At 68.3% G+C, this 21,549-nt stretch carries 15 protein-coding genes; 12 read left to right on the top strand and 3 right to left on the bottom strand.

The genetic code is table 11. The features are described 5' to 3' along the window. Positions 1–43: 43 nt before the first annotated feature. The 3 genes from OG927_RS16400 to OG927_RS16390 all read left to right on the top strand — a co-directional run bounded on the left by OG927_RS16400 (position 44) and on the right by OG927_RS16390 (position 2,736). A complete protein-coding gene (locus OG927_RS16400) occupies positions 44–364 on the top strand; it encodes a hypothetical protein (protein WP_056793146.1) in 321 nt (106 codons plus the stop codon). 127 nt (positions 365–491) lie between these two features. Further along, positions 492–1,610 carry a lipid II:glycine glycyltransferase FemX gene (locus OG927_RS16395; RefSeq protein ID WP_056793147.1) on the top strand — a complete coding sequence of 373 codons (1,119 nt, stop codon included), beginning with the start codon at positions 492–494 and terminating at the stop codon, positions 1,608–1,610. Positions 1,611–1,704: 94 nt separating this feature from the next. Next, positions 1,705–2,736, top strand: coding sequence for an alanine racemase (locus OG927_RS16390; RefSeq protein WP_056793148.1), 1,032 nt, complete (start codon positions 1,705–1,707; stop codon positions 2,734–2,736). A gap of 15 nt (positions 2,737–2,751) precedes the next feature. On the opposite strand, the gene OG927_RS16385 is transcribed toward OG927_RS16390, so the two are convergent. Beyond that, positions 2,752–4,257: a glycosyltransferase family 87 protein gene (locus OG927_RS16385; RefSeq protein ID WP_056793149.1), complete on the bottom strand. Its 1,506-nt coding sequence runs from the start codon at positions 4,255–4,257 to the stop codon at positions 2,752–2,754. A 146-nt stretch (positions 4,258–4,403) separates the two neighbouring features. After that, complete coding sequence (locus OG927_RS16380; protein ID WP_330320371.1) at positions 4,404–7,088, bottom strand: transglycosylase domain-containing protein; 2,685 nt, start codon at positions 7,086–7,088, stop codon at positions 4,404–4,406. Positions 7,089–7,475: 387 nt separating this feature from the next. Between OG927_RS16380 and OG927_RS16375 the strand changes: the two genes are divergently transcribed. From OG927_RS16375 to OG927_RS16365, 3 genes are all read left to right on the top strand, one after another. Beyond that, positions 7,476–8,156, top strand: coding sequence for a PadR family transcriptional regulator (locus tag OG927_RS16375; RefSeq protein ID WP_056793575.1), 681 nt, complete (start codon positions 7,476–7,478; stop codon positions 8,154–8,156). A gap of 62 nt (positions 8,157–8,218) precedes the next feature. Continuing rightward, the gene (locus OG927_RS16370) at positions 8,219–9,301 is read left to right on the top strand and encodes an inositol-3-phosphate synthase (RefSeq protein ID WP_056793150.1); all 1,083 of its coding nucleotides are present in this window, start codon (positions 8,219–8,221) and stop codon (positions 9,299–9,301) included. A gap of 122 nt (positions 9,302–9,423) precedes the next feature. Continuing rightward, positions 9,424–10,713, top strand: a complete 1,290-nt coding sequence (locus OG927_RS16365; protein WP_330320370.1) for an MFS transporter — start codon at positions 9,424–9,426, stop codon at positions 10,711–10,713. Positions 10,714–10,832: 119 nt separating this feature from the next. Here OG927_RS16365 and OG927_RS16360 read toward each other — a convergent pair whose 3' ends face one another. After that, entirely contained in the window at positions 10,833–12,275 is a 1,443-nt protein-coding gene (locus tag OG927_RS16360; protein WP_056793152.1) for a CCA tRNA nucleotidyltransferase, read from the bottom strand. Positions 12,276–12,454: 179 nt separating this feature from the next. Here OG927_RS16360 and OG927_RS16355 point away from each other — a divergent pair, with 179 nt between their 5' ends. The 6 genes from OG927_RS16355 (at position 12,455) to trxB (ending at position 21,549) form a co-directional block, all read left to right on the top strand. Continuing rightward, positions 12,455–14,767 (top strand): DUF6049 family protein, encoded by a 2,313-nt coding sequence (locus OG927_RS16355; RefSeq protein ID WP_056793153.1) that lies wholly within the window; start codon positions 12,455–12,457, stop codon positions 14,765–14,767. 49 nt (positions 14,768–14,816) lie between these two features. Then, the gene (gene murJ, locus OG927_RS16350) at positions 14,817–16,973 is read left to right on the top strand and encodes a murein biosynthesis integral membrane protein MurJ (RefSeq protein WP_124281862.1); all 2,157 of its coding nucleotides are present in this window, start codon (positions 14,817–14,819) and stop codon (positions 16,971–16,973) included. Positions 16,974–17,106: 133 nt separating this feature from the next. After that, entirely contained in the window at positions 17,107–18,801 is a 1,695-nt protein-coding gene (locus OG927_RS16345) for a protein kinase family protein (protein ID WP_330320369.1), read from the top strand. A 25-nt stretch (positions 18,802–18,826) separates the two neighbouring features. Next, positions 18,827–19,531, top strand: coding sequence for an RNA polymerase sigma factor SigM (gene sigM / locus OG927_RS16340; protein WP_056793156.1), 705 nt, complete (start codon positions 18,827–18,829; stop codon positions 19,529–19,531). Then, positions 19,528–20,451 (top strand): anti-sigma factor, encoded by a 924-nt coding sequence (locus tag OG927_RS16335; RefSeq protein ID WP_330320368.1) that lies wholly within the window; start codon positions 19,528–19,530, stop codon positions 20,449–20,451. The genes sigM and OG927_RS16335 overlap by 4 nt, the downstream gene beginning before the upstream one ends. 126 nt (positions 20,452–20,577) lie before the next feature. Beyond that, on the top strand, positions 20,578–21,549 hold the full coding sequence (gene trxB, locus OG927_RS16330) for a thioredoxin-disulfide reductase (protein WP_124281865.1): 972 nt from the start codon (positions 20,578–20,580) through the stop codon (positions 21,547–21,549).

Raw genomic sequence — 21,549 nt, 5'->3', positions numbered from 1 at the left:
GAGCGGCGTTACAGTGCGCCGCTTTCCGGTCAGGAGGTTCCCCATGGCACAGCCAATGCGACCCCGCACCCGTCCCGCCGTCTCCCTGTTCGCCACGGACGGCAGGTCCCACCCCCTCCAGGACGCGCTCGTGACCGTGACCGTGGTCCTCGGGATCCTCGCCTTCGTGACGGCGATGTTCCACCACCTGCACCTGATCAGCTCCTGGGCCGGGCTGGTCGGGATCATGACGGGCGCCTACGGGCAGTACGTCTCGGTCACCACCCGTGAACGCTTTCCCCTCATCGTGGGGCTGGGTGCGTCCGCGCTCGGTTTCTTCCTCGGCATGGCCCACGGCGGCCTCTTCGGCGGCGTGATCAACTGAGGGGCGCGCGGAAAACCCGTCCCGGTCACCCAGGGCCCAGACGGGGCGCTCCCCGGTCACAGTAGGCTTCGGCGCGAGAGCCGGAGCCCCTGACCGATGGGGACACACCTGCCGAGGAGCGCCCCGCATGAGCCTGACCCTGAGGACCATCAGCCGAGAGCAGCATCTGGCGTACATCCAGAACCTGCCCTCGGCCAGTCACTGCCAGGTCCCGGCGTGGGCTGATGTGAAGACCGAATGGCGCTCGGAGAACCTGGGATGGTTCGACAAGAACGGCGAAATGGTCGGTGCCGGCCTGGTGCTGTACCGCCAGCTGCCCAAGATCAAGCGCTATCTGGCCTATCTTCCCGAGGGCCCGGTCATCAACTGGTACGCCCCGAACCTCGACGACTGGCTCCAGCCGATGCTCGCGCACCTGAAGCAGCAAGGTGCCTTCTCGGTGAAGATGGGCCCGCCCGTGGTCATCCGCCGCTGGGACTCGATCGCCATCAAGTCGGGCATCCAGGACCCCGACGTGAAGCGGCTGCGCGACGTCGAGGCAACCCACATCGAACCGCGCGCCTTCGAGGTGGCGGACCGGCTGCGGAAGATGGGCTGGCAGCAGGGCGAGGACGGCGGCGCCGGATTCGGTGACGTACAGCCCCGCTACGTCTTCCAGGTCCCGCTGGCCAACCGCTCGCTGGAGGACGTCCTCAAGGGCTTCAACCAGCTCTGGCGGCGCAACATCAAGAAGGCCGACAAGGCCGGCGTCGAAGTGGTCCAGGGCGGCTACGAGGACCTCGCCGAATGGCAGCGGCTGTACGAGATCACCGCGGTGCGCGACCACTTCCGGCCGCGCCCGCTCTCCTACTTCCAGCGCATGTGGACGGTCCTCAACTCCGAGGACCCCAACCGCATGCGGCTCTACTTCGCCCGCCACAACGGCGTGAACCTCTCCGCGGCCACCATGCTCGTGGTCGGCGGACACGTCTGGTACTCGTACGGCGCGTCCGACAACATCGGACGCGAGGTCCGGCCCTCGAACGCGATGCAGTGGCGCATGCTGCGCGACTCCTACGCGATGGGTGCGACCGTCTACGACCTGCGCGGCATCAGCGATTCCCTGGACGAGACCGACCACCTCTTCGGCCTGATCCAGTTCAAGGTCGGCACCGGCGGCGAGGCCGTCGAGTACGTCGGCGAGTGGGACTTCCCCCTCAACAAACTCCTGCACAAGGCGCTCGATATGTACATGTCGCGCCGCTGAAACACCCGCTGGTCCGCGTCGATCCTGGTCCGCGTCGATCAGCTCCTCACCCCTCCGAACCCACCGCAGCCACCAGAAAGGTCCCGGGCCGGCCATGGCGCTCTCCCTCTACGTCGACACCGTGCGCTGGCGGGCGCACCAGAAGTCCGTGATCGACCAGTTCCCCGGTCTCGTTCCCGTCTGCAAGGGCAACGGATACGGCTTCGGCCACGAACGGCTGGCCGACGAGGCGATCCGTTTCGGCTCCGACACGCTGGCCGTCGGAACCACGTACGAGGCCGCCAGGATCAAGGACTGGTTCAGCGGCGACCTGCTCGTCCTCACGCCCTTCCGCAGGGGCGAGGAGCCGGTGCCGCTGCCCGACCGCGTCATCCGCTCCGTCTCCTCCGTGGACGGCGTGCACGCCCTGGTGGGCGCGCGCGTCGTCATCGAGTGCATGAGCTCGATGAAGCGCCACGGTGTGAAGGAGGAGGAGCTGGGACAGCTGCACGCGGCCATCGAGGACGTGCGCCTCGAGGGTTTCGCCCTGCACCTGCCGCTGGACCGCACGGACGGCTCGGACGCGGTCGAGGAGGTCATCTCCTGGATGGACCGCCTGCGCTCGGCCCGGCTGCCCCTGCACACCATGTTCGTCAGCCACCTGCGCGCCGAGGAGCTGGCGCGGCTGCAGCAGCAGTTCCCGCAGACCCGCTTCCGGGCCCGCATCGGCACGCGGCTCTGGCTCGGTGACCACGAGGCCACCGAGTACCGCGGCGCCGTGCTCGACGTGACGCGGGTCGTCAAGGGGGACCGGTTCGGCTACCGCCAGCAGAAGGCGGCTTCCGACGGCTGGCTGGTCGTCGTCGCGGGCGGTACGTCCCACGGTGTCGGCCTGGAGGCCCCCAAGGCCCTCCACGGTGTCATGCCGCGCGCCAAGGGCGTCGCACGTGCCGGGCTGGCCACGGTCAATCGCAATCTCTCGCCGTTCGTGTGGTCGGGCAAGCAGCGCTGGTTCGCGGAACCTCCGCACATGCAGGTGTCGATCCTGTTCGTGCCGTCGGACGCGCAGGAGCCGAAGGTCGGCGACGAACTGGTGGCCCATCTGCGCCACACGACCACCCAGTTCGACCGCCTCGTGGACCGGTAGCAGCCGGACACGCCCTCAGTCGGAGGGCGCTCCGCCCGCCGTGCCCCACTCCACCCGCGGTCCTCGGACCGCGGGTGCCGCGTTCCGGGCCGGGTGATGCGCCGGCTGCCCGAGCACGACCGTGTCCGGTGCCCCGTCGAGCACTCCGCCCGACGGGTCGTCCGACCCGTCGCGTCGCACGGGGTCGCGGTCCGGCCTCAGGATGTCCCTGACGACCAGAGCGCACAGGTACAGCGTTCCGAGCAGGTGCAGGGCGATCGCGACCTGGTAGCCCTCCTGGGGCAGCCCCTGGTGCTTGTCACCGCTCGTCGTGTACGCGAGGTAGAACCAGATCCCGAGGAAGTACATGACCTCGCAGGCCTGCCAGACGAGGAAGTCCCGCCAGCGGGGCCGGGCGAGCACCGCCAGCGGGATCAGCCAGAGCACGTACTGCGGCGAGTAGACCTTGTTCGTCAGGATGAAGGCGGCCACCACCAGGAAGGCGAGCTGCGCGAAGCGCGGCCGGTGCCGGGCGGTCAGCGCCAGCCCGGCGATGCCCGCGCACAGCACGATCATCAGCAGCACGGAAGCGGTGTTGACGGTGCCCACGTCGATGGGCTTACCGGTGCGCTGGGTGATGACCAGCCAGAACGACCCGTAGTCGATCTGCCGTTCCTGGCTGAAGGTGTAGAACTTCTTCCACCCCTCGGGGGCGTACAGCATCACCGGGAGGTTCACCAGGAGCCAGGAGGCCGCCGCGCCGAACAGCGCCCTGCCGAACTCCCGCCACGTGCCGGCCCGCCAGCACAGGACGAGCAGCGGCCCGAGGAGCAGCACGGGGTAGAGCTTGGCGGCGGTGGCCAGGCCGATGAGGATGCCGAAGGCGAGAGCCCTGCCGCGGGACCACATGAGCATCGCGGCGGCCGTCAGGGCGACGGCGAGCAGGTCCCAGTTGATGGTCGCCGTGAGCGCGAGCGCCGGTGCGAGGGCGACCAGGAGCCCGTCCCAGGGCCGGCGGCGGTGTGTACGGGCCACGCACACCGCGATGATCACGGCGCAGATCATCAGCATGCCCGCGTTGACCATCCAGTACATCTGCTCACGCTGCTGCATGGGGTCGGTGCTGGGCGTCAGCGTCAGCCAGGACGCGATCTGCATGAACAGGCCGGTGAGGACGGGGTACTCGAGGTACGCCATGTCTCCGCCGAGCCGGTCGACGTAGGGCACCAGCCCGTCGGCGAAGCCGCGGCCGAGGTAGAGGTGCGGGATGTCTGAGTAGCACGCGTGCGTGTACTGCGAGCTCGTGCCCCGGAACCACGCCCAGTCGTAGCAGGGGACCTTCTGCACCATGCCGAGTGCGAACATCCCGATCGCCACGAGCGCGATGACGCGCACCGGTGTGAGCGGCCCCGATCCGAGCCGTGCCCAGCGGCCCGCGGGTCCGCCGATCAGCTCGCTGCCGGCCGCGGAGATCTCGTCCTCCCGCGTGGGCCGAACGACGGGCCGCTCCTGGTGCACGCTCGTGTCCTCTGTGCTTGGCATGCCGCACATCCTGCCGTACGGCGCTGTGTGCGGGGCGTGGGCCGCGTACGGGACAAGGAAAGGGCCGCCCGCACCTGGCAGGTGCGGGCGGCCCTCCTCATGCGTGTCCGGCGGGCTCCTGACGGTGCTCCCGGGGTGCGGCGCTGCTATCCGCCGCCTCCGAAGAGGCCGCCCCCGCTGTTGTTGCCGTTGCTGTTGCCGTTGGACGTCCCGGTCGAGCCGTCCGTCGTGCCGTCGGTGGTTCCGGTGTCCGTTCCTCCGTCGGTGGTCCCGGCGTCGGTTCCTCCGTTGTCGGTCCCTCCGTCGGTGGTCCCTCCGTTGTCGGTGCCGGTGTTGGTACCGCCGTTGTTCTGGTTCTGGCAGTCCCAGTCCAACGTTCCGCACGTCTCGCTGGGCGACGGGGACGGGGACGACGGGCTGGGCGACGGCGTCGTGGGCGCCTCGCTGGACTCGGAGGGCGACGGCGACGGGCTCGGGGTGGGCGTGGGGCTGGGCGTACCGACGACCTCGCCGAACGGCTCGGGCTTCGGGAAGTTCATGACCTTCTCGCCCTTCATGGCGACGGTCATGTAGTCGTGCCAGATCTGCGCGGGGAAGGAAGCACCGTGGATCTGCTTCTCACCCCCGGTGCCGTACATCTCCAGGAACTCGCGGTTCTTCTTCGTCTCGTCGTCGTCCAGCCGGAACATGCTGACCGCGGTCGACAGCTGCGGGGTGTACCCGACGAACCAGGCGGACTTGTTGCCGTCCGTCGTACCCGTCTTGCCCGCCGCATCACGCCCTTCGAGCTGGGCGGGCGTACCCGTCCCGTTCTCGACGACGTTCTTCAGCACGTCGGTGACGTTGTCCGCGATGACGCTGTCCATGGCCATCTTGGTGACCGTCTTGTGCTTGTAGACGACGTTGCCCTTCTTCTTCACCTCGGTGACCGAAAAGGGGTCGCGCTGCTTGCCGCTGGTCGCGAAGGTGGCGTACGAGCCGGCCATCCGGATGGCGCTGGGCGACGACGTCCCGATGGAGAACGACGGCACGGTCGAGTTCGCCATGTAGCGGTCGTCGCGCAGCCCGGAGGCGATCGCGACATCCTTCACCTTGTCCGTGCCGATGTTCATGCCGAGCTGGACGAAGGGGGAGTTGGCCGACTCCTGCATCGCGTACCGCAGGTCGATGTCGCCGTAGGACTTGTCACCGTCGTTGGTCTGGTACCACGGGTTGTTGTCCTCGTCGGTCCAGACCTCGCCGTTGTACTTCTTGATCTTCAGCTTGTTGTCGCCGTCGAACACGCTCTTCGGCGAGACCGGGGTGCGCGTCGACTCGCCCTGGTCGGGCCCGAGCTTCGGGTCGCGGGCCCCGTACTGCATACCGGCCGCCAGCACGAAGGGCTTGAACGTCGAGCCGACCTGGGCGCCGGTCGCGTCCGCGTTGTTGGTGTAGTGCTGCGTCGCGTCCTGACCGCCGTAGGTGGCGACGATGGCGCCCGTCTCGGTGTCCACCGAGGCGCCGCCGAATTCGACGTGCGAGTCCAGATCGGGACGCTTCTTCGGGTCGATCTTGCTCTTGAGTACCTTGGAGATCGAGGTCTCGAGCTGCTTGACCTTGTCCTTCTTGAACGTCGTGTGGATCTCGTAGCCACCCTGGGCGAGCTGCCGCTCGGTGGTGCCGTCCTTGGTGTGCGCGAGGAAGTAGTCCGTGGCGAGGTCCACCAGGTAACCGGTCTGCCCGCCCAGCTTGGCTTCCTTCTTCGGCGGATCCGGCATGGGGAATTCCTTGTACGTGGCCCGCTCGGCGGCACTCAGCCGCTTGTCCTTGACCATCTCGTCGAGGATCGTCTTCCAGCGGAACTTGGCCCGCGCCAGGTTCTTCTCCGGAGTGGCCCCGACCGGGTCGACGTCCTCGGCGCCGGCGGGGTCGTAGTAGCTCGCGCCCTTGAGCAGGCTCGTCAGGAAGGCGCACTGGCTCGCGTCGAGCTTCGAGGCGTCGATCCCGTAGTACGTACGTGCGGCGGCCTGGAGGCCCGACGCGCCACGCCCGTAGTACGAGACGTTGAGGTAGCCCTCCATGACCTTCTCCTTGCTCTCGGTCTTACCGACCTTGAGCGTGATGAAGAGCTCCTTGAACTTCCGGCTGATCGTCTGGTCCTGCGTCAGCATCGAGTTCTTCACGTACTGCTGGGTGATCGTCGACCCGCCCTGGGTGTCACCCCCCTTCGCCATGTTGTAGAAGGCGCGGGCGATACCCATGGGGTCGATGCCCTTGTCGGTCTCGAACGTCTTGTTCTCGGCCGAGATGACGGAGTTGCGCATCTCCTCGGGGATCTGCGCGTAGTCGATCCACTGCCGGTTGACCGAACCTCCGGTGGCGACCATCTGCGTGCCGTCGGCCCAGTAGTAGACGTTGTTCTGCGCCCTGGCGATGCTCTTCACCTCGGGAGTCGCCACGAGCGCGTACGAGATGCCGGCGACGCCCATCAGGAGCGCGAGGAACCCCAGGCACAGGCCGGAGACGAGCTTCCACGACGGCACCCAGCGCCGCGCGCCGTCCTTGCCGGCCCGCGGGTAGTCGACGAGGCGCTTCTTGCCGGAACGGCTGTCCGCCGCGCGCCCTCCGCCTTCGCTCCCGCGCCTTCTGCCGCCTCCGCCGCCCCGCTGGGCGGCGCGACGGGCTTCGGCACGGCCGCTGTACGACTCCTCCTCACCGTGGGCGTCGGACGGTGAGGGCGGCATTGCTCTACGTGATGACTCTTGACGTCCTGCGGGCTGCTGGGCGGCTCGTCTGGCCGCGGCACGCCCGCCACCTTGCGATTGCGGCGTCTTGCGACGGTGCTCGCTCATCGAACGACTACTCCTCGGGCAGGCGAGAGCGCCTGGAAGCGGCAGTTGAGATCCGGTCCCCCCGAATTACGGACAAGCCCTGCGGAAGGCTCATCCGCAGTACATCCGGCAGTCCGCGATTACTGACGCGCGACGGCGTCTCACGGTTCCCGGTGGTCTGCATGCCGCACAGACTACGCACGGTCAAAAACCTCCTGGGACCGAACTTCACCCCAAATAACGCAAGTCGCTCCCTATGAATCGACGATGTGACGCCGCTCACGATTCCTCCTCTTGTCGAACATCACGGACCGATCTATCGTGCTGATGTATCGAGTCGATACATCAGCACGGCATAAGGTGGAGCCCCGGGCTCCGCGGGAGCACCTGACGAAGGAGGAGGCGAAGGTGAGCAGACGCTCCGGCATCCTCGAATTCGCCGTCCTCGGCCTGCTCCGCGAGTCCCCGATGCACGGGTACGAGCTGCGCAAACGCCTCAACACTTCGTTGGGGATCTTCCGAGCGTTCAGCTACGGCACCCTCTACCCCTGCCTCAAGACGCTGGTCGCCAGCGGCTGGTTGATCGAGGAGCCGGGAAGTGTTCCGGCTGTGCCGCCCGCCGCCTCCTCCCTCGCAGGACGCCGGGCCAAGATCGTCTACCGGTTGACGGCGGAAGGTAAGGAGCACTTCGAGGAGTTGCTCTCGCACACCGGTCCCGACGCCTGGGAGGACGAGCATTTCGCCGCGCGCTTCGCCTTCTTCGGGCAGACGGAGCGCGAGGTGCGGATGCGCGTGCTCGAAGGACGGCGCAGCAGGCTGGAGGAGCGCCTCGAGAAGATGCGCGCTTCGCTGGCCCGCACCCGCGAACGACTCGACGACTACACGCTTGAGCTGCAGCGACACGGCATGGAATCCGTGGAGCGCGAAGTGCGCTGGCTGAACGAGCTCATCGAGAGCGAGCGGTCGGGACGGGATCAGCGACGATCCTCGCTCGAAGGCTCTGCTCAGCACGACACATCAGGAGAGACGGACGGCCTGCCCCGGCACCGGGATCACTCCCGGCCGGATCCGTCCGACGACACCAAGTGAGATCCCCGCAGAGCCGTGAGGCTTCACCGGGGCACACTGAGAAGACACAGGGAGCAATCGGCATGGGTTCGGTTCGCGTAGCCATCGTCGGCGTGGGCAACTGCGCCGCCTCGCTGGTGCAGGGCGTCGAGTACTACAAGGACGCCGATCCGGCCGGCAGGGTGCCCGGCCTGATGCACGTCCAGTTCGGCGAGTACCACGTGAGCGACGTCGAGTTCGTCGCCGCTTTCGACGTCGACGCGAAGAAGGTCGGCCTCGACCTCGCGGACGCCATCGGTGCCAGCGAGAACAACACCATCAAGATCGCCGATGTGCCGAACACCGGTGTGACCGTGCAGCGCGGCCACACCCACGACGGCCTGGGCAAGTACTACCGCGAGACGATCGAGGAGTCCTCCGAGGCTCCGGTCGACATCGTCCAGATCCTCAAGGACAAGCAGGTCGACGTCCTCGTCTGCTACCTGCCCGTCGGTTCCGAGGTGGCTGCCAAGTTCTACGCGCAGTGCGCCATCGACGCCAAGGTCGCGTTCGTCAACGCCCTCCCGGTGTTCATCGCCGGCACGAAGGAGTGGGCGGACAAGTTCACCGAGGCCGGTGTCCCGATCGTCGGCGACGACATCAAGTCCCAGGTGGGCGCCACCATCACGCACCGCGTGATGGCGAAGCTCTTCGAGGACCGGGGCGTCATCCTGGACCGCACGATGCAGCTGAACGTCGGCGGCAACATGGACTTCAAGAACATGCTCGAGCGTGAGCGCCTGGAGTCCAAGAAGATCTCGAAGACGCAGGCCGTCACCTCGCAGATCCGTGACCGCGAGCTCGGTGCGGACAACGTCCACATCGGCCCCTCGGACTACGTGGCCTGGCTGGACGACCGCAAGTGGGCGTACGTGCGCCTCGAGGGCCGTGCCTTCGGTGACGTTCCGCTGAACCTCGAGTACAAGCTCGAGGTGTGGGACTCCCCGAACTCCGCCGGTGTCATCATCGACGCCGTGCGCGCTGCGAAGATCGCCAAGGACCGCGGCATCGGTGGCCCGATCCTCTCGGCCTCCTCGTACTTCATGAAGTCCCCGCCGGTCCAGTACTTCGACGACGAGGCCCGCGAGAGCGTCGAGAAGTTCATCAGCGGCGACATCGAGCGCTGATCCTGCCGGTCACGGCATCAGTCTCATCAGGGTGAGGAGCGGCAACGCTCCGCCCCTTCCACACGTGGGGGGTCCCCGGGCAATCCGCCCGCGGACCCCCCACGTGTGTGACCCTTGCCCACATGCCTGTCGTGCGTGATCTGGGTGTCCTCCTGCGAGTTCGGAACTTCCGTCGCCTGCTGGCAGTCCGACTCCTCTCCCAGTCGGCCGACGGCGTCTACCAGGTCGCGCTCGCCACCTACGTCGTCTTCTCGCCGGAGAACCAGACCACTCCGGGCGCCATCGCGTCCGCCATGGCGGTGCTGCTGCTCCCGTACTCGCTGATCGGCCCGTTCGCGGGCGTGCTGCTGGACCGCTGGCCGCGCCGCCAGGTCTTCCTCTACGGAAACCTGCTGCGGGCCGCCCTGGCCTGCTGCACCGCGCTGCTGCTCCTCGGCTCCGCGCCACAGTGGCTGTTCTACGCCTCGGCCCTCTGCGTCACCGCCGTCAACCGCTTCGTACTGGCCGGGCTGTCCGCGGCCCTCCCACGCGTCGTCGACTCCGACCGGCTCGTCATCGCCAACTCCCTCTCCCCTACGGCCGGCACACTGGCCGCGACCGCGGGCGGGGGTCTGGCGTTGGCCCTGCGTCTGCTGACCGACGGCTCCGACACGGCCGTCGTCCTCCTGGGGGCGACCCTCTACCTGCTGTCGGCCCTCGCGTCCCTGACCCTGTCCCGCACACTCCTGGGCCCGGATCTGAGCAGGCACCGCATACGCACGCGGGAAGCGCTGGCCGTTACGGCACACGGGCTCGCCGCGGGGTTGCGCCATCTGGCCGAGCGGAAGGATGCCGCCCACGCCCTGGCCGCCATGACAGTGGTCCGCTTCTGCTACGGCGCACTGACCGTGATGGTGCTCATGCTCTGTCGCTACGCCTGGTCGGACAACGAGTCCGACGGGCTCGCCCTCCTCGGCCTCGCACTCGGCGCCTCCGCCGCGGGGTTCTTCGCCGCCGCCGTACTCACCCCCTGGGCCATCGGCCGGTTCGGCCGGTTCGGCTGGATGGCGGTGTGCGCCGGGGCCGCCGCACTTCTGGCACCTGCCCTGGGACTGCCCTTCACGCCCATCCCGATGCTGGCGGCAGCCTTCGTCCTCGGGCTCGTGACGCAGGGGGTGAAGATCGCCACGGACACCGAGGTGCAGACATCGGTGGACGACGCCTTCCGCGGCCGGGTCTTCTCGCTCTACGACGTGCTCTTCAACGTCGCGTTCGTCGCTGCCGCGGCGGCGTCCGCCCTCGCACTCCCCGCTGACGGCCGGTCCGCCGCCGTGGTGCTCACGCTGGCCGCCCTCTATGCCACCGTCTCGATGACGATGCTCCGCTGGAAACGTGCCGGCAGTTCACCTCGTCAGGCCCCGCTCAAGGACTGAGGGGCGTTGTTTCACGTGAAACAACGCCCCTCAGTCACCGTCACACAGGCTCGGTCCGCGCCTCACGCTCCATGTTTCACGTGAAACGTGGAGCTCCCCGGAAACGGATCTCTCCGGCCTCACTGCTGAGCGGCCCACCACTCCTTGAGCGCCGCGACCGCCGCGTCATGGCCCATCGGCCCGTTCTCCAGCCGCAGCTCCAACAGGAAGGAGTACGCCCTGCCGATCACCGGCCCGGGGCTGATGCCCAGGATCTGCATGATCTCGTTGCCGTCCAGGTCGGGCCGGATCGCGTCCAGCTCTTCCTGTTCCTGTAGCTGCGCAATGCGCTCCTCGAGCTTGTCGTAGGTGCGCGACAGAGCACTCGCCTTGCGCTTGTTCCTCGTCGTGCAGTCCGAACGTGTGAGCTTGTGGAGCCGGTCGAGCAAGGGCCCCGCATCGCGCACGTACCGTCGCACCGCGGAGTCGGTCCATTCCCCGTCCCCGTAGCCGTGGAAGCGCAGGTGCAGTTCCACAAGCTTCGACACGTCCTTGATCATGTCGTTGGAGTACTTGAGATCGGTCAGCCGCTTCTTTGTCATCTTGGCGCCCACCACCTCGTGGTGGTGGAAGGAGACCCGGCCGTCCTTCTCGAAACGCCGCGTCCTCGGCTTGCCGATGTCGTGCAGGAGAGCCGCGAGCCTCAGCACGAGGTCCGGCCCGTCCTCCTCCAGATCGACGGCCTGCTCCAGAACCGTCAGGGAGTGCTCGTAGACATCCTTGTGGCGGTGATGCTCGTCACTCTCCAGCCGCAGCGAGGGGAGCTCGGGCAGCACCCGGTCTGCCAGGCCGGTGTCCACCAGCAGCCCCAGACCCTTCCGGGGGTGCTCCGACAGCAGCAGTTTGTTGAGCTCCTCACGGACCCGCTCAGCCGAGACGATGTCGATACGCCCGGCCATGTCCGTCATCGCCGTGACGACATCCGGAGCCACCTCGAAGTCCAGCTGCGCGGCGAACCGAGCAGCGCGCAGCATCCGCAGCGGATCGTCCGAGAAGGACGCCTCGGGCGTGCCCGGGGTGCGCAGCACACGCTCCGCCAGGTCCTCGAGGCCGCCGTGGGGGTCCACGAACTCCTTCTGCGGCAGCGCGACAGCCATCGCGTTGACGGTGAAGTCGCGGCGTACGAGATCTTCCTCGATGGAGTCGCCATAGGACACCTCGGGCTTGCGCGAGGTCCTGTCGTACGCCTCCGACCGGTAGGTCGTGACCTCGATCTGGTAGCCGTCCTTCTGTGAACCGACGGTGCCGAAGGCGATGCCGACCTCCCACACCGAGTCGGCCCACGGGCGGACGATCTTGAGTACGTCCTCCGGGCGGGCGTCGGTCGTGAAGTCCAGGTCGTTCCCGAGCCTGCCGAGCAACGCATCGCGGACCGACCCTCCGACCAGGGCGAGGCTGAATCCGGCCTCCTGGAATCGGCGGGCGAGGTCGTCAGCGACCGGGGACACCCGCAGCAGTTCACTGACTGCGCGGTGCTGCACCTGACTCAGTGCACTGGGGTTGTCTTCGTTGGCGTTCGGCACAACAGAAAAGGTTACGTGCCCCAGCCGTCCCGGGCGTCATCGTTTCCTGGGCGCCTGCGAGACTCTCCCGATCATGTGGCACGGTCCCCGGCACTCACCCGCCGGGCGCATCGTTACCATGCGGGGACGCAGAGACCGGCGAGACCGGCACCAGCACGACGACGAGGGACGGATAGCGCGTGGCCGAGGCGGCAGACATCCAGGGGATGAACCCTTCCCCTGCCCGCCGGTGGCTCCGGCGGGCAGCCTCCTTGATCGTCGGGGCTCCCCTGATCGCCGGGCTGCTGGCCGGTCCGGCCGCTCCCTCGGCGCAGGCCGACGGGGCGAAGAAGGCGCCGACCGGTTCACGCACCGTTGATGTGTCTCTGAACACCCTCACACCCAGTGCACCGGTCAAGGGCGACACCCTCACCGTTTCCGGCACCCTGACCAACAAGGGCAAGAAGACGGTCACCGACGCCGAGGTCGATCTCCGGGTCGGCCCCGCCCTGTCCAGCAGGTCCGAGATCGACGAGGCGGCCAAGCGCACCGGTTACCTCCCCGGCAGTGATCCCGCCGCGCTGGGCGGCAAGTACACGCTGAAGACGGCGAAACTGGCCCCCGGGATAAGCCAGGACTTCACCCTCGACGTGCCGGTGAACAAGCTGGGTCTGGACGACGAGGGGGTCTACCAGTTGGGCGTCTCGATCACGGGACGGACTTCGGACACCCTCTACGACCAGGTGCTCGGCATCCAGCGGACCTTCCTCCCGTGGCAGCCCGGGGACACCGACAGCAGGACCAAGCTGACCTTCCTCTGGCCTCTGATCGCGTCCGCGCACGTCACCGCGGAGACGGGATCCGACGCACAGCAGACGCCCGTCTTCGACAATGACGACCTGGCCCGCGAGCTCGCGGCCGGCGGGCGGCTGGAACAGGCGGTGGCACTGGGAAGCCGGCTCCCGGTGACCTGGGTGATCGACCCGGACCTGTTGGCCTCCGTCGACGCGATGACCAGGAACTATCGCGTCAGGGTCGGTGACACCACCATCGCCGGGACGAACCAGGGCATCGCCAAGCAGTGGCTCGCCGCACTGGAGACAGCGGTGAAGGACGGCAAGGTGGTGGCCCTGCCGTTCGCCGATCCCGATCTCGCCTCGATCGCCCACCGCGGGAAGAACGTCTCGGGCACGCTCAGCCATCTGCGTACGGCGACCGAAGTGGCGGGGGCGACGGTGGAGACCGTCCTTCACGTGAAGCCGTCCACCGACTTCGCCTGGCCGGTGGACGGTGCCATCGATCCCTCCGTCGTCGACGTGGCCACGTCGGCCGGTGCGCACAAGGTCATCGCCCGCAGCGACAGCCTCGAGGAGACCGGCGGCCTCCCGTACACCCCGACGTCGGCACGGCCCATCGGTGGAGGCACCACCGCCGTGGTCTCCGACTACCGGCTCTCCACCGCGTTCCAGGGCGAACTGGCCAAGGCCGAGGACTCGACGCTCGCCGTCCAGAAGTTCCTCGCCCATACGCTGGCGGTGACCGAGCAGGCTCCCGACAAGGAGCGCAGCATCGTCGTCGCCCCGCAGCGGACGCCCACGGTCGCCCAGACGCAGACCATGGCACGCGCCCTGCAGGCCCTCACGGAAGAGCGCTGGACGCAGCCGGTCGACCTGGTGTCGGCAGCCGAGGAGAAGCCCGACGCCGGCGCCACCACGAAGGTGCCGAAGGCCTCCCAGTACCCGAAGAAGCTGCGCAGCCAGGAACTGCCCACCCAGGCCTTCCAGGACATCAGGACGACGCAGGACTCGCTCAACAGCTTCCAGATCATCCTCACCCAGCCCGACCGGGTGGTGACTCCCTTCGGGAACGCGATCGACCGCTCCATGTCGACGTCGTGGCGCGGCAGGCCCCTGGAGGCCCAGCAGTACCGCGATGCGGTCCGCACCTACCTGCAGAGCCTCACCAACGAGGTGCAGCTCATCGCGAAGTCCGATGTCACCCTGTCCGGCCGCAGTGCGACGATTCCCGTCACCGTGCAGAACAAGCTGGTTCAGGGCGTCGACAACCTCGTGCTCCGCCTGACGTCGGGCAACGCCACGCGGCTCAAGCTCAACGACGGTGCCCCGGTGGCCGAACAGCCGGTGAAGATCGCGGGCGGGCACAGTCAGTCCGTGAAGTTCGACGCCTCGGCCAACGCCAACGGCCAGGCCCAGGTCACCGCGCGGCTCTTCACCGAGGACGGAACGCCGTACGGCGAGGAGATGACCTTCACGGTGAAGGTCTCCGAAGTCACACCGACGGTCCTCCTGGTGATCGCCGGAGGACTGCTGCTGCTGGTCCTGGCCGGCATCAGGATGTACACCCACCGCAAACGGACCGTCGCGGGCAGCACGGTGGAGGACGACGGCAGCGCGCACGACGGCGGTGAACCCGAGCAGCCGAGTGACCCGACACCGGACACCGGTCCGGAAAGCGGGAACCCGTCGGAACCGGGTGAGAAAGTGGACCGTTGAGCGATGTCTGTCGGGGCCTGTCGGCCGGGGACAATGAGGTGGGGTTTCGATGAACGCGCCGTACGACGGTGACCGCGGCCAGGGCGCGGGCGGAGCTGGGTCTTCCAGCGGTCCGCCCGTACCGCAGGGCGCAGAGGACGGGGGAGCACCTGACCCGTACCTGCAGCACGCGTACGACCACGACCCGTACCGGGCACAGGACCTCTCCGCGCAGGATCCGGTCGCCGAAGCGCTCTACGACCGTGCGTCCCACCCACCGCCGCCCCCAGGTACCTACCAGGAGCCACAGGCGCTCTACCAGCAGCCTCCCGCTCCCCCCTACGCGCCCGACCCCCGCATCTGGGCCCAGACGCCGCCACCGGAGCCTGCAGGCCCCTCCCGGCACCTTCCCTACGGGGACAACCCGGCGACCACCCAGTACGTGGGGGTCGACGCCCTCGTCACGCGGGCGTCCGACGACCGCGAGGAGCCGGACGCCTTCGCTCACCTGTTCCGCGACCAGGAGGGCTCGGGACGGCCTCCCGGCCCTCCGGCCGAGCCCGAGGCGGCTCCGGCCCCCGTACCTCCCAAGTCCGGCGGCCGTGCCTCCGGAATACTGAAGTCCAGTGCCCTCATGGCGGCCGGCACCCTGGTGTCCCGGCTCACCGGTTTCGTCCGCAGCCTGGTGATCACGGCAGCACTCGGTGCGGCCATGCTCGGCGACACCTTCACCATCGCGTACACACTGCCGACGATGATCTACATCCTCACCGTGGGCGGTGGGCTGAACTCGGTCTTCGTGCCGCAGCTCGTCCGGTCCATGAAGGACGACGAGGACGGCGGGGAGGCGTACGCCAACCGCCTGCTGACCCTCGTCATGGTCGTACTCGGTCTCATCGTCGCTCTGGCGGTCTTCGCCGCGCCCGTGCTCATCCGCATGATGTCGCTGCCCATCGCGAACGAACCGGCGGCCAACGGCGTCGCTGTCACGTTCGCCCGCTACTGCCTGCCGACCATCTTCTTCATGGGCGTCCATGTGGTGATGGGCCAGATCCTGAACGCCAGGGGACGGTTCGGCGCGATGATGTGGACGCCGGTCCTCAACAACATCGTCATGATCTTCACGTTCGGCTTGTTCATCTGGGTCTACGGCACGTCGGCCGAATCCCGGATGGGTGTGGCGACGATCCCCGAGGACGGTGTCCGGCTGCTCGGCGTCGGCACGCTGCTCGGCCTGGTCGTCCAGGCCCTGGCCATGATCCCGTACCTCCGTGAGGCGGGTTTCCGCTTCCGGCCCCGTTTCGACTGGAAGGGGCACGGGCTCGGAAAAACGATCAAGCTCGCCAAATGGACGGTCCTGTTCGTCCTGGCCAACCAGGCAGGCGTGCTCGTCGTCACCCAGCTCGCCACATCGGCCGGAAAGATCGCCGACAAGGATGGCGCCGGCTTCCTCGCGTACTCCAACGCCCAGCTGATCTGGGGCATGCCGCAGGCCATCATCACCGTCTCGGTCATGGCGGCCCTGCTCCCGCGCATCTCCCGCGCCGCCCACGACAACGACCCCGGGGCCGTCCGCGACGACATCTCGCAGGGCCTGCGCAACTCGGCCGTGGCCATCGTTCCGGTCGCCTTCACGTTCCTCGCGCTCGGCCTGCCGATGTGCACCCTGCTGTACGCCTCCAGCGGCACCGAGGCCGCACGCTCCATGGGCTTCATCCTGATGGCGTTCGCCCTCGGCCTCATCCCGTATTCCGTGCAGTACGTGGTGCTGCGCGGCTTCTACGCGTACGAGGACACCCGCACCCCCTTCTACAACACGGTCATCGTCGCGGCAGTGAACGCCGCGGCCTCCGCCCTCTGCTACGTGGTCCTCCCGGCCCAGTGGGCAGTGGTCGGTATGGCCGCCTCCTACGGGCTGGCCTACGCGGTGGGTGTCGGCATCGCCTGGCGCCGGCTGAGCAACCGCCTCGGGGGCGACCTCGACGGCGCTCGCGTGGTGCGCACCTACGCCCGCCTCTGCCTCGCCGCCGTCCCCGCGGCCGCCATCGGCGGTGGCGTGGGCTACGGCCTCCTGACGACGCTCGGCGACGGTGCGGGCGGCTCCGTGGTGGCACTGGTCTGCGGCAGCGTCATCCTGTTCGGCGTCTTCTTCGTCGCTGCGAGGAAGATGCGCATCGAGGAGCTCAACGGCATGGTCGGCATGGTCCGGGGACGACTCGGACGCTGAAAGGGCGCCGGGTCGCACAACCATCGCCGGACACCGCGTGTCGTGCATAGCGCCGGAGTGTGGGCACAATTGGCGTGACTGTGCAGAGCTGGCTGGCTGGCATCGCGCAACGGATGGGGAGGCAGGAACGACGGTGGCGGAACGTAGCACGGCTGCTGTCGACGTGGCCGACAACAGCGGCGGCGAGCCGCTGGCCGCCAAGGCGGACAAGGCCACGACCGACGGCACGGCCCAAGCCCAGGACACCGAAGGGGCGGACCCCCGGGGTGCGGACGCCGGGCAGGACAGCCCGGCCGCCGTCCCGGCAGCGCCCGATCTCCACAGCGGCCACAAGCTCGCCGGGCGCTACCGCCTCGAGGAGTGCGTCACCCGTCTGGACGGATTCAGCAGCTGGCGGGCCGTCGACGAGAAGCTGCGCCGTGCGGTGGGGGTCCATCTGCTTCCCGCCGACCACCCGCGCGCCCGCTCGGTACTGGCCGCGGCCCGCTCCTCCGCCCTGCTCGGCGACCCGCGCTTCGTCCAGGTCCTGGACGCGGTGGAGGAGGGCGACCTCGTCTACGTGGTCCATGAGTGGCTTCCCGACGCCACCGAGCTCACTGCCCTGCTGGCCGCAGGACCGCTGGAAGCCCACGACGCCTACCAGCTCGTGAGCCAGATCTCCCAGGCCATGGCCGCCGCCCACCGGGAGGGCCTCGCACATCTGCGTCTCACCCCGGGAGCGGTGCTGCGCAGTTCGACCGGGCAGTACCGGATCCGCGGTCTGGCCGTCAACGCGGCGTTGCGCGGCATCACGTCCGACCATCCGCTGCGCACGGACACCGAGGCCGTCGGTGCCCTCCTCTACGCGGCGCTGACCCGGCGCTGGCCGTACGAGAGCGACGCCTACGGTCTCTCCGGGCTCCCGAAGGACCTGGGGCTGATCCCGCCGGACCAGGTACGGGCAGGGGTCCACCGGGGGCTGTCGGAACTGGCCATGCGCGCACTCGTCAATGACGGCGCCACGGCTTCGCGGCAGGAACAGCCGTGCACCACACCGGACGAGCTGGCCAAGGCCGTCGCGGCCATGCCGCGCGTCCTGCCTCCGGAGCCGACGTTCACGGCTCCGCCCGAGTACCAGCGCACGACCTATCAGCAGGGCACCTACGGCCGCCCGACGGCTCGCCCCGCATCTGCGACGCAGCCGGTGATGGCCACGCCTCCGGCGCCTCTCCAGAGCCGCACCGGCAAGGCACTGAAGTGGGCCGTGTCCGCGCTGCTCATCGCCGCGCTGGGGCTCGGCAGCTGGCAGCTGGCGGAGACCGTCCTCGACAGGGACAAGGATTCCCGCGAACCCGTCACCACGCAGACCGACGAGAACGAGGACGACAACAACGCCGTCGAGCCCAGCAAGCCGGTGACCATCGCCAGCGCCCGGGACTACGATCCGCTGGGCCCCGACGGCTCCGAGAAGCCCGCTTCGATAAAGAACGTGTTCGACGGGGACGCCGGCTCCTACTGGCCCACGTCGGGCTACTACAGCGCCGACTTCGGCAGGCTCAAGTCGGGCGTCGGAATCGTCCTCGATCTCGGCAAGGTCCAGCAGGTGGGGAACGTCGACGTGTCCTTCATCGGCCGGACATCGGTCGAGCTGAGGACCTCGGACGGCCCTTCCGTACCGCAGATGCCCGACGGTTTCACCAAGGTCGCGCAGGGATCGGGCACAAAGGTGTCGCTCAAGCCCGACAAGCAGGTGAAGGCGCGGTACGTTCTGGTCTGGCTGACCGAGCTCCCGTTGAGTGACGACGGGAACTACAGAGGCAAGGTCTCGGACATCAAGATCACCAGCTGATGGCACCAGGGGAGGGGGCTCACCGTTGGACGACGCCAGATTCGCCGACACCACCGACCAGGATCTCCTGGCCCAGCACGTCGCAGGCGAGCCGGACGCGTTCGGTGAGCTCGTACGCCGGCACCGCGACCGCCTCTGGGCCGTGGCCCTCCGCACACTGGGCGACCGCGAGGAAGCGGCAGACGCCGTGCAGGACGCCCTGGTCTCCGCCTTTCGCGCCGCACACACCTTCCGTGGCCAGTCCGCGGTCACCACATGGCTGCACCGGATCACGGTCAACGCCTGCCTCGACCGCGCCCGCAAGGCCGCCTCGCGCAAAACCGCACCGGTCGACGACGCGGAGCGGCTCGACCAGCTCCTGGAGCCGCACGAATCCGCAGAGGCTCCCGCCGAGCGGCAGGATCTGCACCGCGAACTCCTGGCGGCACTGGCCACCCTCCCCGCCGAGCAGCGGGCCGCGCTCGTCCTCGTGGACATGCAGGCCTACCCCGTCGCGGAGGCAGCTCGCGTCCTCGACGTCCCGACCGGCACGGTGAAGAGCCGCTGTGCACGGGGCCGGGCCAGGCTGCTGCCCCTGCTCTCTCATCTGCGCACCACCAGAGGCGACAGCGCAGACGGTGCCGTGGGAAGGAACCGGACCCAGGGGGCATCCGTCCCACCAATATCAGGACCAAGGGATGCAGGGGAAAGCGATCCTGCTGCGGTGAAGGGTGGAGGAGGGCACGCATGACATCCACAGCCGACACGGCTCAGCATCCTGACGTCTCGGAGATCGCGGACCTCACCGAAGACCTCCTCCCTCTCGCACGGGCGGCAGAACTCCGCCACCACATCGCCATGTGCGCGCAGTGCGCCGACGTGTACTCCTCGCTGGAAGAAGTCCGCTCACTGCTCGGAGCCCTCGGTGCGCACGAGCAGATGCCGGAGAACGTCGCCCGGCGGATCGACGCCGCGCTGGTGGCCGAATCAGTCCCTGATCCCGAGACACGGGCCACCCCGGAGTCAGTTTCACGTGAAACACACGGCCAGCCGCTGGAGAGCCCTGCCCCAGCCCGTCCGGCCGGCCGCCCCCGAGGCGCAACCGGACCCGGTCGCCGCCCGGCACGACGCAGGCGCCGCACCGCGATCCTGGGCACAGCCCTCGGCGCGGCAGTCGTCGGTATGAGCGTCTTCCTGCTGCAGGCGATCCAGACTTCACAGGACTCGGCAAGCAGCGCGTCCGACCACCGCGCAAGTGCCGCCAAGAGCAGCGAGGGAAGCTTCGCGGAGGACTCGCTCGAAGGCCAGGTCCATACGCTTCTGAGTGAGGCGGCAGCCCTGGAGTCACCCGGCGCCGACGTGACGACACCGTCCATGGACACCAAGTCGTCTCCGCAGAACACGTCTCCCGACGCTGCCTCCCCCCGCTCTCCCCTACGCACTCCTGTCGTGGACGTTCCCCCGTGCGTCCAGGAAGGCACCGGACGGAACTCCCCGGCCCTGGCTGTGGAGGAAGGCGACTACCACGGCACGGCTGCTTTTCTTGTCGTCATGCCCCACGCGACCGACTCGAGCCGCGTCCAGGCTTATGTGGTCGACGCCGCATGTGTGGAGACCACACCCGTGGCAAAGGGCCGGCTGCTGCTCAGCCAGTCCTACGCTCGCCCCTGAGGCACCTGCCGGGATCCGCTGCGCCACTTCGGGAATGCACGCCCCGTAGGATCCGTTGGGTGGGGTGAGAGTCGTGGAACCGACCCCAGTAGGCAGTAGGCAGTCTGCAGAGACGAGGAAGAACCCGTGAGCGACGTCCGTAATGTGATCATCATCGGCTCCGGGCCGGCGGGTTACACCGCCGCCCTGTACACCGCTCGCGCGTCGCTGAAGCCGTTGGTGTTCGAGGGCGCCGTCACCGCAGGCGGTGCACTGATGAACACCACCGACGTGGAGAACTTCCCGGGCTTCCAGGACGGAATCATGGGCCCCGAGCTCATGGACAACATGCGCGCCCAGGCCGAGCGCTTCGGTGCCGAGCTCATCCCCGACGACGTCATCTCCGTCGACCTCACCGGTGACATCAAGACCGTCACGGACACTGCGGGCACCGTGCACCATGCCAAGGCCGTCATCGTCACCACGGGTTCACAGCACCGCAAGCTCGGCCTGCCCAACGAGGACGCACTCTCCGGACGCGGCGTCTCCTGGTGTGCCACCTGCGACGGGTTCTTCTTCAAGGACCAGGACATCGCCGTCATCGGTGGCGGAGACACGGCCATGGAGGAGGCGACCTTCCTCTCCCGTTTCGCCAAGTCCGTCACGATCGTCCACCGTCGTGACTCCCTGCGCGCGTCCAAGGCCATGCAGGACCGAGCCTTCGCCGACCCGAAGATCAAGTTCGCCTGGGACAGCGAGGTTGCCGCGATCCACGGCGATCAGAAGCTTGCCAGCCTGACGCTGCGCAACACCAAGAACGGTGAGACGTCCGAGCTCGCGGCGACCGGCCTGTTCATCGCTGTCGGTCACGACCCCCGCACCGAGCTCTTCAAGGGCCAGCTCGACCTCGACGACGAGGGCTACCTCAAGGTCGAAGCCCCCTCGACCCGAACCAACCTGAAGGGTGTCTTCGGCGCCGGCGACGTCGTCGACCACACCTACCGACAGGCCATCACCGCTGCCGGGACCGGCTGTTCCGCAGCCCTCGACGCCGAGCGCTTCCTGGCAGCGCTCTCGGACGAGAAGCTCGCCGAGCCGGAGAAGACCCCCGCGGTCTGA

The organism is Streptomyces clavifer (genome assembly GCF_036345975.1).
Classification (GTDB): Bacteria; Actinomycetota; Actinomycetes; order Streptomycetales; family Streptomycetaceae; genus Streptomyces; species Streptomyces clavifer.
The sequence above is the reverse complement of the archived record's forward strand: the minus strand, read 5'-3'. Positions and strand labels throughout refer to the sequence as shown.